Origin of the sequence: Sphingomonas sp. R-74633 (genome assembly GCF_013416555.1) — a bacterium.
In the GTDB taxonomy this organism is placed as follows: domain Bacteria; phylum Pseudomonadota; class Alphaproteobacteria; order Sphingomonadales; family Sphingomonadaceae; genus Sphingomonas.
This window is the reverse complement of the sequence record NZ_JACCFG010000001.1, coordinates 428,759-442,912: the sequence shown is the minus strand read 5'-3', so window position 1 is coordinate 442,912 and position 14,154 is coordinate 428,759. Positions and strand designations below refer to the sequence as shown.

Sequence of the window (14,154 nt, the reverse complement as noted above, 5' to 3'; positions counted from 1 at the left end):
CTACCAGCCGGCGCCGTCCTGGCTCAAAAACGCCAGTTCCTCGGGCGTCGACTCCCGCCCAAGCGCCGCATTCCTGCTCGGGAACCGCCCGAACTTCGCGATCACCTCGGCGTGCTTCACGGCGAAATCATAGACATAGTCCTCGCCCAGCGTGTTGAACTTCTCCACGCTCAGCTTCTGCATCAGCGGATCCTCGGCATGTTCGAGCGGCAGATAGAGGAACTGGCGCCGCTCGGCGGGCATGTCGGCGTCCCAGCCCTTTGTGATCGCCTCGAGCGTGAGCGTCAGCGCCAGCGGATCGGCGGCGAAGGCCTCGGCACTGCCGCGGTGGAGGTTGCGGCTGAACTGGTCGAGCAGGATGATCGCGGCGAGCTGGGTCTCGGGATCGTCGCGCCAGCCCTCGGCGCCCGATCCCAGCACCAGATCGCGCAATTGTCCGAAGCGCGATCCGATCTCCGCGTCGAGCTTCGCCGATTTGGCAAAATGCTGCTCGGGCGTAAGCGCGAACCAGAAGCCCAGCACTTCGCGGGCCTTCGCGTGGACATCGAGAGTAGCTGCGCCTAGATCACCGACCAAATGTCATCCCCTCACGTCATCAGCCTGGGCTGCCGGCTCAACCTCGCCGAGAGCGAAACGATCCGTGCCCTGCTGTCGGATCGTGACACGGTCGTGATCAACTCCTGCGCAGTGACCAACGAGGCCGTCAAGCAGACCCGCCAGGCGATCCGCCGCGCCCGCCGCGAGCGGCCAGGTGCCGAGCTGGTCGTGACGGGCTGCGCGGCGCAGATCGACCCGCAGGCGTTTGCGGCGATGCCCGAGGTCGATCGGGTGATCGGCAATGCCGAGAAATTGCGTGCGGACGCCTGGTTCTCGGACGCCCCGGTGGTGGTGCAGGACATCATGGCGGTGCGCGAGACCGCGCCGCATCTTGCCGCCAGCTTCTCCACCCACGCTCGCGCGTTCGTCGAGGTGCAGAATGGCTGCGACCATCGCTGCACCTTCTGCGCGATCCCCTTTGGCCGGGGAAACAGCCGCTCGGTGCCCGCCGGTGCCGTGATCGACCGGGTCGCGCAGCTGGCCGAGAACCATGCAGAGGTGGTTCTGACCGGCGTGGACCTGACCAGCTATGGCCCCGACCTGCCGGGCGCCCCTACCCTTGGCCAGCTGGTCGAGCGTATCCTGACGCACGTCCCCGCCCTCAAGCGCCTTCGGCTTTCCTCGCTCGACGGGATCGAAGTCGACGACCGGTTGTTTGCCCTGCTCACCGGGGAGCCTCGTTTGATGCCGCACGTCCATCTCTCGCTCCAGGCGGGGGACGACATGATCCTGAAGCGCATGAAGCGCCGCCACAGCCGTGCTCAGTCGGTCGCGCTGGTCGAGCGCCTGCGCGCGGCGCGGCCGGACATCGCGATCGGTGCCGACCTGATCGCCGGCTTCCCGACCGAGACGGAAGCGATGTTCGAGAACACGCGCGCGCTGATCGCGGAGTGCGACATCGTCCACGCGCACATCTTCCCGTACAGCCCCCGCGCCGGCACCCCGGCCGCGAGGATGCCGCAGGTCGCGCCCGAGCTGGTCAAGGCCCGCGCCGCCCGCCTTCGCGCAGAGGCCGGGCGCGTGCGCGACAATTGGCTGCAAAGCCTGGTAGGCAGTACCCAGCAAGTGCTGGTAGAGCGCCCCGGCGAGCGGGGCCATGCCGGCAATTTCGCCGAGGTCCGCCTCGCCCCCCATCAAGTCGGAGAGATTGTGAGCGTGAAGATCGTGGACGTGCAGGACGGGAAGCTGATCGCATGAGCGGCCCCAGCTGGCACGAGAAGCTGCTCGGTGGCTTCCGCAAGACGTCCGACCGGCTGATCGGTAACCTTGCCGGCCTCGGCCTGGCACGCCTCGACGATGCGACGCTCGACGAGATCGAGGAGGCGCTGATCGCCTCCGACCTCGGCCCAACCACCGCCGCGCGCGTCCGCCAGCGGCTCGCCGACGGTCAGTATGAGCGCAACATGGAGGAGCTCGGCATCCGCCTGGTGGTGGCCGAGGAAGTCGCCAAGGTGCTCGCTCCGGTCGCCAAGAAGCTTGAGATCGAGGCGTTTCCGCGTCCGCAGGTGATCCTGGTGATCGGCGTCAACGGATCGGGCAAGACCACGACGATCGCCAAGCTCGCCAACCTGCTGATGGAACAGGACTATGCGGTGATGCTCGCGGCCGGAGATACCTTCCGCGCCGCCGCGATCGGCCAGCTCAGGACCTGGGCCGAACGGATCGGCGTGCCGATCGTCACCGGCCCCGAGGGCGGCGACGCCGCAGGCATTGTGTTCGAAGCTGTGAAGAAGGCGACCGAGATCGGCACCGACGTGCTGATCGTCGACACCGCCGGGCGCCTGCAGAACAAGCGCGAGCTGATGGACGAGCTCGCCAAGATCCGCCGCGTGCTCGGGCGCCTCAACCCGGCGGCGCCGCACGACGTGGTGCTCGTGCTCGACGCGACCACCGGGCAGAATGCGCTCAACCAGATCGAAGTGTTCAAGGAAGTCGCCGGCGTCACCGGGCTGGTGATGACCAAGCTCGACGGCACGGCGCGCGGCGGCGTCCTCGTGGCAGCGGCAGAGAAATACGGTCTGCCGATCCACGCGATCGGCGTGGGCGAGAAGGTCGACGATCTGCGCCCGTTCAACGCAGAGGAAGTGGCGCGCATCATCGCGGGCGTGGAGGAGCTTACCAATGGCTGAGAAGAAGGCCGCCTCGCCCGGCGTGCGCATGTTGATCGATTACGGGCCGCTCGCGGTGTTCTTCCTGGTGAACTCGCTCGCGCACGGCCCGGTGCTGGCGCGCGTCTTCGCTGCGACGATCGCCTTCATGGTCGCGATGACCGGCGCGATCGTGCTGAGCTGGTGGAAGACCCGCCACGTCTCGCCGATGCTGTGGATCACCGCGGCGTTCGTGCTGCTGTTCGGCGGGCTGACGCTCTATTTCCACGACCAGACGTTCATCCAGATCAAGCCGACGATCATCTATGCGATGTTCGCGATCGTGCTCGGCTACGGCCTGATCGCCGACAAGCCGCTGCTCCAGACGCTGCTCGAACAGGCCTATCCCGGCCTCTCGGCCAAGGGCTGGCGGCTGCTGACGCTCAACTGGGCGATCTTCTTCGCGGTCGCCGCGGTCGCCAATGAGGGCGTCCGCCACTTCGTCAGCTGGGACCAGTGGGTGGTCTTCAAGACCTGGGTGATGATCCCGGTCACGCTCGTCTTCGCGATGCTCAACATCCCGATGCTGCTCAAGCACGGCCTGCAGCTGGAGACGCCCGAGGAGGCGCCGGTCCCGCCGCAGGAGTAAGCGCGGTGTCGACTACGCTCTATCGCGCCGTCCGCGCCACCAATTGGCTCCGGCGGCAGATCCGCTCCAATTCGCTGTGGTTCCTGGGGCTGTCGCTGCTCGTCGGCGCCGGCGCGGGGCTGAGCGCGATCGCGCTGGGGCAGTTGGCGCGCGGCACCCAGCGGCTGTTGTTCGGGCTCGCACAGGGCGAGCATCTGAGCGCAGCGGAGGTGATCGCGCCGTGGCGGCTGATCGCCCTTCCCGTCGGCGGCGCGCTGCTCGGGCTCGTGCTGTGGTTCCTGCGCCGGCGCACCGCGGTCGACATTGTCGAGGCCAATGCGCTGCACGGCGGCCGCATCCCGGCGCGCGACACTGCGACCGTGGTCGGCACCACTTTGCTCTCCAACGCCTTCGGTGCCTCGGTGGGGCTCGAGGCGGCCTATGCCCAGGCGGGCGGCGGCCTTGCCTCGCTGCTCGGGCAGAAGATCAAGCTCCGGCGAAGCGACCTGCGCACGCTGATGGCCGCCGGCGCGGGCGCTGCGGTAAGCGCGGCGTTCGGCGCGCCGCTCACCGGCGCCTTCTATGCCTTCGAAGTCGTGCTCGGCGCCTATAGCACCGCCACCGTCGCCCCGGTGATGCTCGCCGCGCTCGCCGCCGCCGTGCTGGCGCGCGGCATGGGGATGACGCCCTATGTAATCGCGGCGGGCGGGATGCACCCGATCGGCACCGCCGACTATGTCCTCTACGGCATCCTCGGGCTGATCTGCGCCGTTATGGGCATCGCGCTGATGCGGCTGGTCTCGCTGGTCGAGCGTGCCGTCCATCGTTCGAAATTGCCGCTACACTGGGCACCGGCGGCCGGCGGACTGCTGCTGATCCCGCTGGCGCTGATTTCGCCCCAGACGCTCTCAGGCGGGCACGGCGCGCTCAACCTCAACCTGGCGGCCGAAGTGACGATCGCCGGGCTCGTGCTGACGATCGTACTCAAGATGCTCGCCTCGGCGCTGTCGCTGGGCTTCGGCTTTCGCGGCGGTTTGTTCTTTGCCTCGCTGTTCCTCGGCTCGCTGGTCGGGCGGCTCTACCAGGTGGTGCTGGCACATGTGCCGAACCTGCATGTGCTGGCGCCCGACGACGCCACGGTAGTCGGCATGGCCGCGCTTGCCGTGGCGGTGGTCGGTGGGCCGCTGACCATGTCACTGCTGGTGCTCGAAGTGACCCACGACTTCAGCATCACCGGCGTCGCGGTGGCGGCGACGCTGATCTCGTCGACCGTCGCGCGCGAGACCTTCGGCTACAGCTTCTCGACCTGGCGGCTCCATCTGCGCGGTGAGACTTTGCGCAGCGGCCGCGACGTCGGCTGGATGCGCGCGCTCACCGCCGGGCAGATGATGCGCCGCGATGTGCCCCAGCTCGCCGCCGACGCCAGCGTTTCCGCCTTTCGCGCGCGCTTCCCGCTTGGCTCGACCACGCGCGTCGTCCTGCTCGATCCGCACGGCCATTATGCCGGCATCATCGAGACCGCCGCCGCCTGGTCGCCCGAGATCGAGCCGGTCGCGGAGATCGGCAAGCTCGGGAAATTGCCGCAGGCGAAGCTGAGCCCCGAAATGGGGATTGGCGAGGTGCTGGAAGCGTTCGACCGGGTCGCGGCGGACGATCTCGCGGTGGTTATGCCCGATGGCAGCGTCGCCGGGCTTATCACCGAGCGCCACGCGCGCCGCCGCTATGCCGAGGAGCTGGAGCGCTCGCAGCGCGAATTGTACGGGGAGGCCTGAGCTATTTCCGCGTGCCCGTCCGCTTGGCGGTCACATCATTGCGCAGCGCCTCGCGCCGCACGAACAGCTCGGCTTCCTCGGAGGGGCTGAGCCCGCCGGTCGCATAGCGTTCCTCCAGCGTATCGATCTGATACGCCTCGCGCTTGAGCTGCTTGGCTTCACGCCGGGTCAGTTGCCCGCTGTCACGTCCGTCACGGATGTCGCTGCGGATCTTCGCGGTCTCGGCGGCCCGCTGGTCGTGGCCCATCGAGCTGCCCGAAGGCCCCTGCATCGTCGGCCCGCCCCAGGTCTGCGCGGAAGCCGGCGCAGCGGCGAGCAGCAAGGGTGCAAGGATCGGGTATCGGCGCATCACGTCTTTCCCCAAAGAAGTGTCGGCGGGAAGCTCGTCTTCCCGGCTTTAACGCGCGCTGAATATGAAAAGGGGCGCCCGATCGCTCGGACGCCCCTTGCTTGTCGCTGTTCGGAAATCAGCTGTCCTGATCCGCGCGGCTCACGCCAGCGCCGTCGAGGTTCTGCGACACGAAGTCCCAGTTGATGATGTTCGCGGTGATCGTCTCGAGATACTTCGGACGCATGTTGCGATAATCGATGTAGTAGGCGTGCTCCCACACGTCGATCGTGAGGAGCGGCTTCATGCCCGCATAGACCACTGGCGTATCGGCGTCGTGCAGCGAGGTGACCTTGAGCGCGTCGCCGTCGAGCACCAGCCAGCCCCAGCCGTTCGAGAAGTGCGCGGTCGATTCGGCGACCAGCTTCTTCACCAGCTCGTCGGTCGAGCCGTACTGCGAGGCGATCAGCTCGGCGAGCTTGCCGCTCGGCGCGGTCTTCTCGCCGGTCAGGCCCTGCCAGAAGAAGCTGTGGTTCCAGATCTGCGCCGAGTTGTTGAACAGGCCCTTGTCGCCCGTCTCCTTGGCGTGCGCGATCACTTCGCTGAGCTTGCGGCCTTCCAGGCCCTTCTCGGCGATGAAGCCATTGGTCTTGTCGACATAGGCCTTGTGATGCTTGCCGTGGTGAAACTCGAGCGTCTCGGCCGACATGTGCGGCGCCAGCGCGTCCTTGTCGAAGGGAAGCGGGGGAAGTTCGAAGGCCATTTGGTCTCTCCAGGGTTCACCAGGGGGTTCACCCGGGCAACGAACCGCCGGGCGATGCGGTCCCTCCCCTAGCGCGCAAAAATCACCGCTGTCGCGGAAAAATCGTTGCGACGCGCAAATGAAAATTCCGATCGAGGCTAATTGGCTAAGTTACTGTTGCAACTGACAATCAATAGCTTATTTTCAACCGCCCGCCTGCAGCAATTCATGTCGCTTCAACGCATGGCGGAGCTGGTCATAGGTGAGTCCCAGCGCCTCCGCCGTCGCGCGCTGATTGAAGCGGTGATCGGCGAGCGAACGCTGCAGCAATTCCTTCTCGAAACGCTGCACCCGGCCCTTGAAGTCGGTCCCGCCGGTAAAGGCCATCGGCTCCTCCTGGGGCGCGGCGGACGGCGCGGCGGCAGCGGCGGGTGCCGGCGTGCTCGAGGCGCTGCCCTGCATCGTCCGCATCCGATAGGGCGACTGGAAGGGATCGATCTCGATCGCGTCGATCGGCCCGTCCTGCTCCCAGCGATAGACCGCGCGCTCGACGACGTTGCGCAGCTCGCGGACATTACCCGGCCAGTCGTAATTGACGAGGATGTCGAGTGCGTGCGGGCCCCAGCCCGGCCAGTCGTGCCGCCCGATCTCGCTCGCCATGCGGCGGCCGTAGAAATCGGCGAGTACCTCGACATCGCCGGGGCGGTGCCGGAGCGGCGGCAGCGTCACCACTTCGAAGCTCAGGCGATCGAGCAAGTCGGCGCGGAAGGTGCCCTTCTCTACGCGTTCGGGGAGATGCTCGTTGGTCGCCGCGACGATGCGGACATCGACCTGCACCGGGCGCGACGAGCCGATCCTTGTGACCTCGCCATATTCCACCGCGCGCAGCAGCCGTTCCTGCGCGCCCATCGACAGCGTGCCGAGCTCGTCGAGGAACAGCGTGCCGCGATGCGCTTCCTCGAAGCGCCCCACGCGCACCTTGGTCGCGCCGGTGAAGGCGCCCGCCTCATGGCCGAACAATTCGGCCTCGATCAGCGTCTCGGGCAGCGCGGCGCAGTTCATCACCACCAGCGGCTGATCCCAGCGCGGGCTCAGGCGGTGGAGACGCTCGGCGACCAGTTCCTTGCCGGTGCCGCGCTCGCCGATCACCAGCACGGGACGATCGAGTGCCGCGGCGCGGCTGGCGCGCTCCAGCGCGTCGAGGAAAGCCGAGGACTGGCCGATGACCTGGGTAGTACGCTCCATGCCGAACCCTTGGTGTATTTTCCCAACACTTGGCAAGTTAAATCCGCCACCTGAACGCCTTATGAACGGCAAAAATGGCTGATTTCTGCGGTTTTCATAAATTGGCACGCCCCCTGCAATGCATTGAGCAAGCCCGCTGACGGGCCAACAGAAACGCCAAGGTTCAGGACAAGACAATGAACGCCAACGCCAACAACGCCGCCTACTACCGCAACGCCTTCTTCGCAGTGGCCTTCTCGGTCGCGGCAGGCCTGGTCTTCATGGCCGGCGCGGTTGGTCCGGCGGTCATCGCCTAAAACAAGGGTCCCCCCGCTCGCATCCCCTCGCGAGCGGACACCCACCGGGAGGGGTCACCCCCTAGATCCCTCCCGGCGGGAAACAAAAAACGAAGGAGTAACGACGACATGGGTATCTTCTCACGAACCCGGGACATCATCGCCGCCAACGTCACCGATCTGCTCGACAAGGCGGAAGACCCGGCGAAGATGGTCCGCATGATCATCCTCGAGATGGAGGAAACCCTGGTCGAGGTTCGCGCCTCGGCAGCCCGCACCATCGCGGACCAGAAGGAAATGCGCCGCCACATCGCCAAGCTCGAAAAGCTCCAGGAGAGCTGGACCGAGAAGGCGGAGCTGGCGCTCTCCAAGGGCCGCGAAGACCTGGCCAAGGCCGCACTGCTCGAGAAGCAGAAGGCTTCGGACATGTGCGAGCAGCTGAGCGAGGAGATCGCGGTGCTCGACGAGGCCCTGAAGGCTTCGGAAGAGGACATCAACAAGCTCCAGACCAAGCTGCGCGAGGCCCGCGCCCGCCAGAACTCGATCGTCACGCGCCTCGAGACGGCCAGCAACCGGGTCCGCCTGCGCGAGATGACCAATGGCAGCCGCATGCAGGACGCCTTCTCGCGCTTCGATGTGCTGGAACGCCGTGTCGACCTGGCCGAGGGCCGCGCCGATGCCGCCGGACTGGGCTCGATCCCGAAGACGCTCGACGAGGAAATCGCCGAACTCCGCTCGTCGGAGAAGGTGGATGCCGAGCTCGAGGCCCTGAAGGCCCGCCTGAACAAGGGAGCCTAAAAGATGGAAGACGTCTTTCTTCCGATCACGATCGTCGGGATGCTCTTCATCGGGCTCCCCTGGGTGATCATGCACTACATCACGAAGTGGAAGCAGTCGGCGACGATTACCGGCGAGGATGAAAAGCTGCTCGACGAGCTGCACTACACCGCCCGCCAGCTTGAAGAGCGCCTGATCACGATCGAGCGCATCATCGCCGCCGACAACCCCGACTTCCGGCCCCAGCGGGAACAGCGTCCCGAAGAGAGCCCCTACGACATCTCGAGGAGGAACTGATCATGTCGAGCCGCACGAAATTCTACCTCGACAAGGCAAACGGCAAGTGGCTGGGCGTCTGCTCGGGACTTGCGGACTATACCGGCATCGACGCCATCTGGCTCCGCCTCGGCTTCGTCCTGCTCTCCTTCGGGATCTTCCCGATCAACGTGGTCGCCTATGTGCTGATCGCCTGGATGGCACCGAACAAGCCCTACGGCCTCTATCAGGGCCCGGAAGAAGCGAAGTTCTGGCAGGGTGTCCGCTCGAACCCGAGCCGCACGACCGCCGAGGTCCGCTCGAAGTTCCGCGACATCGACCGCCGCATGGCCGATATCGAGGTCTACTACACGAGCCGCAACACGCGCCTCGCCGACGAGATCGACAGCCTGCGCTGAGGCGCAGGCAGTCAAAAGGGGACAAGACATGGATCCGACGCCATATTTCATCATGGGGATGCTCACCGGGATCGCGGGCACCCTGGCCATCCAGTTCTTCGCCAACCGCAAGGTGAAGCGCGCACTGGCCCAGATCGCCCAGGCCGCACCGGCCGAGGCTCTGGAAGAGAACCGCCAGCAGCGCCGGGAGACGATCGAAATGCATCGCCGCCTCGCCGTTCTGGAGAAGATCATCACCGACCAGCCCCACCGGCTGGAAGCAGAGATCGACAGCCTGCGCTGAGCAATCGCCAGGACGTCAACAGGGAGGAAGACATGAGGGATTTTGGTTGGCTGGTTCCGGTTCTGATCGTCGCCGCAGTGATGGCGAGCCGGGCTTTCCAGACCTGGGTCCGCGCGAAGCACGGCTACCCGATCGAAGACGAAGAGGGCCGCCGCGGCCGCCGCAGCTACCGCGGCCAGGTTGGCGAAGGTCTCGAGGCCGAGCGCAAGATCGCCCTTCTCTCCACGGAGAATGAGCGGCTGACCGGCCAGATTTCGCGGCTCGAAGAGCGGATCGCAGTGCTCGAGCGGATCGCAACCGATCCCGCCGAGCGGGTGGCCCGCGAAATCGACAGCCTGCGTTGAGGAGTTAGAAGATGAATTTTCCTTTCGCAGCTTTCGCCCCGGTCGCCGTGATCATCGGTGCCCTTGCAGTGGGCGGCTGGGTTCTCACCACCTGGCTTCGGATCAAGCATGGCTACCCGCTCGACGGCGCATGGGGCCAGGCGATCTATCCGAAGAATGACGACGCGGCGATGGAGCGGATCAAGCTCCTGAGCCAGGAAAACGCCCAGCTCCGTGCCGAGCTGGGGTCGATCAAGGACCGGCTCGCCAATGTCGAGCGGATCGTGACCGACAGTGCGCACAGCCTCGATCGCGAGATCGAAGCGCTGCGCGGCCCGAGCAACTGAGGAATTACGACGATGATCAACCCGCTCATCATTCCGATCCTGGGCATTTCGTGCGGCCTGCTAGCCATCCTGGGCGGCGTGTTCATCAAGCCCTGGCTCGCGCTGCAGCAGCGCAAGATGGAGCTCGAGGCGCAGATGGTCGCGGAAAAGGCCGCACAATATGCCGCCCAGACCGAAAGGCTGGAGCAGCGGGTGCGGGTCCTGGAGCGGATCGTCACCGACAAGGGTGTCGACCTTGCCGACGAGATTGAAAGCCTGCGGGATGACAACCCGCTGAATTAAAGACCCACCGCGGCGCACAAGGGCGCCGCCAGTAAAGAGCCAGCGGCCGAGGCCGCCAGTAAAGAGGAAGTCCCACATGATTGCGATAGTGATGGTCGCAGTGCTGACGGCACTGTGTGGCGGAGCTATGTACCTCGCCGAAAAGCGTGATCGCCCCGTCCGCCGCGCCGAGCGGCTGGCCCGAGCCACGCAGAACTGAACACCGAAGCGCTTTGAAGGAGTTGTGGAATGAACCCGCTGGAGATGGTTGTCGCGATCGTACTGATTGTCACGATCGCTAGCGTCATCAAGGCGCGCTACGGCATCCACAAGGACCAGAACGGCAACGAGGTCTATCGCGGCGGCCCCGCGGACACCGCCTCCGCCGCCGAGAATGCCCGCCTCAAGGACGAGATCCGCGCCCTCAAGGAGCGCGTCCAGGTCCTCGAGCGCGTGGTTACCGACACCGATGGCAGCGTCCGTCTCGACCGTGAGATCGAGTCGCTGCGCGACAAAAACTAACGTCAGACCAAGGGAGGCATGACGTGACCCAAGATCCGACTATGTACCTCACCCTCGCCGTCTCCGGTCTCGCCGGGCTCGGCATGATCACCACCGCCGGGCTCTCGGGTTGGCGCGGCTGGCTTGCCCTGAAGCGCCAGGAGCTCAACACGCTCCACGCGCCGGATGCCGCCCCGATCGGCGCACCGACCGCGGGCTCGCGGATCGAGATCGCCGACCTGAAGGAGCGTATCCGCAAGCTCGAAGCGATCGCGGCCGGGGTGGACCTCTGATCACTGCTCCCCGGCGAAGGCCGGGGTCCAGTGTCCAGCCGCTTCGAGAGGCGGGTAAGCTCTCGAACGACATCGCAACTGGGCCCCGGCCTTCGCCGGGGAACAGTTGGAAACCCGGACAAGGGCTGTATAGCGCCCTGCATGACTACCAGCCTCGCCGACCTGCAGGACGAATATGCGTTCCTCGAAGCCGATGACCGCTATCGCCTGTTGATCGATCTGGGCCGCGGGCTCGAGGAAATGCCCGAAGCGCTCAAGACTGATGCGACTTTGGTCCGCGGCTGCTCCGCCGCGGTGTGGGTCTACCCTACCCGTCTCGACGACGGCCGGCTCCACTTCCTTGCCGATTCGAACGCGGCGATCACCAAAGGCATTATCGCGCTGGTGCTGCTGACGGTGCAGGACAAGGCTCCGGCCGAGATCCTCGCGACCGACATCGAAGGCGCGCTCGCGCCGTTCGACCTGAAGAACCAGCTCAGCTCCAACCGGACGCAGGGCATTCCCAACATGATCGCCTTGGTGCGGGCGACGGCGGAGCGGTACGCGGGCTGAGCGGAGCCGCTTCCCCGCCTTCAAGGTAGGGGAACAGAAGGGCCTAACCCTTCGCCAACCCCAACTGCTCCGCCACCGCATCGAGGTCCGCCCCCTTCGGCACCAGCAGCCATTCCTTCGGCCCGCCGGCATCGATCACCGTCACTGCGCCGCGCGGGCAGACGCCCATGCACTTGACCTCGACGACCCCGGCTTCCGCCTTGCGGCCCTTCTTCAGGCCGAGATGCTTTCGCAGCGCCTTGGCGAGCGATTGCTTGCCTTTCGGCCCGAAGCCGCCGTCCAGCTTCTTCGAGCATTTCGCGCAGATGAGGACCGTGTGGTCCCAGTTGGAATGGACGCGGAGCTTCAATCGCCCTTCCAGGTCCGCCGCTCCTCCGCGGCCTTGAGCACGTCATAGGCCGCCTGGATCGCCTGGAAGCGCTTGGCGGCTTCGGCGTCGTTCGGCTTCACATCGGGGTGGTTCGACTTGGCCATCCGGCGCCAGGCGAGGCGCACCGCCTCGAAGTCGGCATCGACCTCGAGCTCAAGTACTTCCAGCGCCTTCATCTCGTCACGCGACCGGCTGCCGTCGCCCGGCCCTGCCCAGCTATTATACTTCGCCTCCGAAAAGCCCGAAGCATCGCGCCGCTCATTCGCTTCGCGCTCGGCCGCTTCCTCGGCGGTGAGGCCGGCGAAATAGTCCCAGTTGCGGTTATATTCGCCGGCGTGGGTCTCGCAGAAATACCAGCGCTCGGGGCTGTTCGGAGACTTGGGCGCGGGCCGGTCGCCTGGCTGGTCGCAGCCATGGCGGTCGCACATGCGCACCTGCACGGCCTCGCGCTCGGCGCCATAGGCGCGCCAGCGGGGGAATCCCCAATCGGTCGAGCGTGTCGATCTTGCCATGGGGTCCAGATAGCCACTCGGCCCGCAGGTGCAAGCTCGGGGAAGCCCGTGCTGTCCCGTAAATGCGTTGGCCCGTAAAAATGCCAGAGGGTCTATAAGCCGGGTTCTGTCCTCGCCTTTCGACGATGTGCGACCATTCCTCTAGGCGACGGATTGCTCCGCCGCTCCAGCAACCAACCCGGGCGACAGGCCGGAACCAGGCCTATGCGCCGCCCCTATTCGGTCTTGCTCCCGGTGGGGTTTACCATGCCGCTTCCGTTACCGGTCGCGCGGTGCGCTTTTACCGCACCCTTTCACCCTTGCCCTTAGTCCGAAGACCAGTGGGCGGTCTGCTCTCTGTGGCACTTTCCCTGGGGTCGCCCCCGCCGGGCATTACCCGGCACCGTGTTTCCGTGGAGCCCGGACTTTCCTCGCGTGCTTGCGCACCCGCGGCCGCCCAACCCTCTGGCGGGGACCGCTCTAGCGAAGCGGCGCGCCAGCGCAAGCGTTCAGGCGGCTTCGTCCGGGTCGACCGAGCGCATCGCAGTGCCCCAGGCCATCACCTCGACCTTCCAGGTGACATTCAGCCCTGATGCGAGCGCGATCTTCCTGTAGTCCGATCCCATCCCGGCCACGCCATCGGCGCCGCGCACCTTGGCGACCCGGTCTACGGCCTCGGTCGCTTCGCTGACGGTGGGAATGTTGACCGACGAGGGCATTTCGCCCTTGAAGTCGGCGCGCGCCACGCCGGAGAGATAGGCCTGTACGGGGCCCAGGGATGTCGAGATATTGGTCAAAGCGGATTAACCTCCGCCCTCCTATATTCCCTCCTATACTTGCAGAAAGCCGCATGAATTAAGTGTACGGACCCGTAACTAAATCCCGGCCTATTCGTCGCCTTGCGGCTTGGGCAGCAGCAGCGCGAGCAGCAGGCAGCGGCATTCCATGTCTATCTCGCCGTCGATCAGCTCGGGACGGAAGCGGCGCTGGAAGGCAGTGACCGCGGCTTCCTTGTCATTCACGTCATAGCCGAAGCGCTCGAGCGCCATGATGAAGCCGGCATCGGGCCAGCCCGGATCGACCAGGTTCTTGGTCGGCCGCGGCAGTGCCAGGCGCAGCCGGGCAAGCGCATGCCAGTTGAACAGCTCGCCGGGGTCCTGCTTGCGCGCCGGGGCGACGTCCGAATGGCCGACGACATTGCCGCGGGTGATGCCGTAGCGCTCCTTGATCTCCGCAACGAGCGGGATCAGCGTGCCCATCTGCTCGGCCGGGAACGGACGATAGCCATGGTCATGGCCGGGATTGACGATCTCGATCCCCACCGAGGCCGAATTGACGTCGGTGACTCCGCGCCAGTGCGAGCGGCCGGCGTGCCAGGCGCGCTTGTCCTCGTGCACCAGCCGGTGGATCGTGCCGTCCTCATCGACCAGATAATGCGCGGAGACCTTGGCCTCGGGGTCGCGCAGCCGCGCCAGCGCGGCCTCGGCGCTTTCCATGCCGGTATAATGGAGCACGATCATCGTGACCGGCAGCGCCCGCTCGTCGAAATTGGGCGACGGCGCGTCGATAAAGGTCAGTCCGTGGTGCATCGCGAGCGAGGCTAGCCCC

23 protein-coding genes and 1 other RNA gene are annotated in these 14,154 nt (G+C 66.0%); 15 read left to right on the top strand and 9 right to left on the bottom strand.

What is annotated here, in order from left to right:
- Nucleotides 1–576, bottom strand: coding sequence for a DUF924 family protein (locus HZY97_RS02170; RefSeq protein WP_257214844.1), 576 nt, complete (start codon nt 574–576; stop codon nt 1–3).
- Between HZY97_RS02170 and mtaB the strand changes: the two genes are divergently transcribed.
- From mtaB to HZY97_RS02150, 4 genes are read left to right on the top strand one after another with little or no spacing between them, the layout of a single operon-like run.
- Nucleotides 577–1,794 (top strand): tRNA (N(6)-L-threonylcarbamoyladenosine(37)-C(2))-methylthiotransferase MtaB, encoded by a 1,218-nt coding sequence (gene mtaB, locus HZY97_RS02165; RefSeq protein WP_180140140.1) that lies wholly within the window; start codon nt 577–579, stop codon nt 1,792–1,794. It begins immediately after the preceding gene.
- The gene (gene ftsY, locus HZY97_RS02160) at nt 1,791–2,726 is read left to right on the top strand and encodes a signal recognition particle-docking protein FtsY (protein WP_180140138.1); all 936 of its coding nucleotides are present in this window, start codon (nt 1,791–1,793) and stop codon (nt 2,724–2,726) included. The genes mtaB and ftsY overlap by 4 nt, the downstream gene beginning before the upstream one ends.
- Entirely contained in the window at nt 2,719–3,333 is a 615-nt protein-coding gene (ispZ, locus tag HZY97_RS02155; protein ID WP_257214843.1) for a septation protein IspZ, read from the top strand. Before ftsY ends, ispZ begins: the two co-directional genes overlap by 8 nt.
- Before the next feature lie 5 nt (nt 3,334–3,338).
- A complete protein-coding gene (locus HZY97_RS02150) occupies nt 3,339–5,084 on the top strand; it encodes a chloride channel protein (RefSeq protein WP_180140136.1) in 1,746 nt (581 codons plus the stop codon).
- 1 nt (nt 5,085) lies between these two features.
- On the opposite strand, the gene HZY97_RS02145 is transcribed toward HZY97_RS02150, so the two are convergent.
- The 3 genes from HZY97_RS02145 to pspF form a co-directional block, all read right to left on the bottom strand.
- The gene (locus HZY97_RS02145) at nt 5,086–5,433 is read right to left on the bottom strand and encodes a hypothetical protein (protein ID WP_180140135.1); all 348 of its coding nucleotides are present in this window, start codon (nt 5,431–5,433) and stop codon (nt 5,086–5,088) included.
- 118 nt (nt 5,434–5,551) lie between these two features.
- Nucleotides 5,552–6,175, bottom strand: a complete 624-nt coding sequence (locus HZY97_RS02140) for a superoxide dismutase (RefSeq protein ID WP_180140133.1) — start codon at nt 6,173–6,175, stop codon at nt 5,552–5,554.
- Between the two features lie 183 nt (nt 6,176–6,358).
- The gene (gene pspF / locus HZY97_RS02135; protein ID WP_180140131.1) at nt 6,359–7,399 is read right to left on the bottom strand and encodes a phage shock protein operon transcriptional activator; all 1,041 of its coding nucleotides are present in this window, start codon (nt 7,397–7,399) and stop codon (nt 6,359–6,361) included.
- A 404-nt stretch (nt 7,400–7,803) separates the two neighbouring features.
- Between pspF and pspA the strand changes: the two genes are divergently transcribed.
- From pspA to HZY97_RS02085, 11 genes are all read left to right on the top strand, one after another.
- Nucleotides 7,804–8,472 carry a phage shock protein PspA gene (gene pspA, locus HZY97_RS02130; RefSeq protein WP_180140124.1) on the top strand — a complete coding sequence of 223 codons (669 nt, stop codon included), beginning with the start codon at nt 7,804–7,806 and terminating at the stop codon, nt 8,470–8,472.
- A gap of 3 nt (nt 8,473–8,475) precedes the next feature.
- Entirely contained in the window at nt 8,476–8,748 is a 273-nt protein-coding gene (gene pspB / locus HZY97_RS02125; protein WP_180140122.1) for an envelope stress response membrane protein PspB, read from the top strand.
- On the top strand, nt 8,748–9,125 hold the full coding sequence (gene pspC / locus HZY97_RS02120) for an envelope stress response membrane protein PspC (RefSeq protein ID WP_180141586.1): 378 nt from the start codon (nt 8,748–8,750) through the stop codon (nt 9,123–9,125). Before pspB ends, pspC begins: the two co-directional genes overlap by 1 nt.
- Before the next feature lie 28 nt (nt 9,126–9,153).
- Nucleotides 9,154–9,408, top strand: a complete 255-nt coding sequence (locus tag HZY97_RS02115) for a hypothetical protein (protein ID WP_180140120.1) — start codon at nt 9,154–9,156, stop codon at nt 9,406–9,408.
- A 32-nt stretch (nt 9,409–9,440) separates the two neighbouring features.
- Nucleotides 9,441–9,752: a hypothetical protein gene (locus HZY97_RS02110; RefSeq protein ID WP_180140118.1), complete on the top strand. Its 312-nt coding sequence runs from the start codon at nt 9,441–9,443 to the stop codon at nt 9,750–9,752.
- A gap of 11 nt (nt 9,753–9,763) precedes the next feature.
- Complete coding sequence (locus tag HZY97_RS02105; RefSeq protein WP_180140117.1) at nt 9,764–10,078, top strand: hypothetical protein; 315 nt, start codon at nt 9,764–9,766, stop codon at nt 10,076–10,078.
- 12 nt (nt 10,079–10,090) lie between these two features.
- Nucleotides 10,091–10,360 (top strand): hypothetical protein, encoded by a 270-nt coding sequence (locus tag HZY97_RS02100; protein ID WP_180140115.1) that lies wholly within the window; start codon nt 10,091–10,093, stop codon nt 10,358–10,360.
- Between the two features lie 76 nt (nt 10,361–10,436).
- A complete protein-coding gene (locus tag HZY97_RS20875; RefSeq protein ID WP_257214842.1) occupies nt 10,437–10,559 on the top strand; it encodes a hypothetical protein in 123 nt (40 codons plus the stop codon).
- 29 nt (nt 10,560–10,588) lie between these two features.
- Entirely contained in the window at nt 10,589–10,861 is a 273-nt protein-coding gene (locus HZY97_RS02095) for a hypothetical protein (protein ID WP_180140113.1), read from the top strand.
- Between the two features lie 41 nt (nt 10,862–10,902).
- On the top strand, nt 10,903–11,133 hold the full coding sequence (locus HZY97_RS02090; RefSeq protein WP_180141584.1) for a hypothetical protein: 231 nt from the start codon (nt 10,903–10,905) through the stop codon (nt 11,131–11,133).
- Nucleotides 11,134–11,274: 141 nt separating this feature from the next.
- Entirely contained in the window at nt 11,275–11,685 is a 411-nt protein-coding gene (locus tag HZY97_RS02085) for a SufE family protein (protein WP_180140111.1), read from the top strand.
- A gap of 43 nt (nt 11,686–11,728) precedes the next feature.
- On the opposite strand, the gene HZY97_RS02080 is transcribed toward HZY97_RS02085, so the two are convergent.
- The 5 genes from HZY97_RS02080 to HZY97_RS02060 all read right to left on the bottom strand — a co-directional run bounded on the left by HZY97_RS02080 (nt 11,729) and on the right by HZY97_RS02060 (nt 14,135).
- Complete coding sequence (locus HZY97_RS02080) at nt 11,729–12,034, bottom strand: (2Fe-2S) ferredoxin domain-containing protein (protein WP_180140109.1); 306 nt, start codon at nt 12,032–12,034, stop codon at nt 11,729–11,731.
- Nucleotides 12,031–12,567, bottom strand: coding sequence for a J domain-containing protein (locus tag HZY97_RS02075; RefSeq protein ID WP_180140107.1), 537 nt, complete (start codon nt 12,565–12,567; stop codon nt 12,031–12,033). Before HZY97_RS02075 ends, HZY97_RS02080 begins: the two co-directional genes overlap by 4 nt.
- Before the next feature lie 79 nt (nt 12,568–12,646).
- Nucleotides 12,647–13,015: RNase P RNA component class A (rnpB, locus tag HZY97_RS02070), an RNA gene on the bottom strand.
- A 40-nt stretch (nt 13,016–13,055) separates the two neighbouring features.
- A complete protein-coding gene (locus HZY97_RS02065; protein ID WP_180140105.1) occupies nt 13,056–13,343 on the bottom strand; it encodes a hypothetical protein in 288 nt (95 codons plus the stop codon).
- A gap of 90 nt (nt 13,344–13,433) precedes the next feature.
- Entirely contained in the window at nt 13,434–14,135 is a 702-nt protein-coding gene (locus HZY97_RS02060; protein WP_180140103.1) for an N-acetylmuramoyl-L-alanine amidase, read from the bottom strand.
- Between the last annotated feature and the right edge of the window lie 19 nt (nt 14,136–14,154).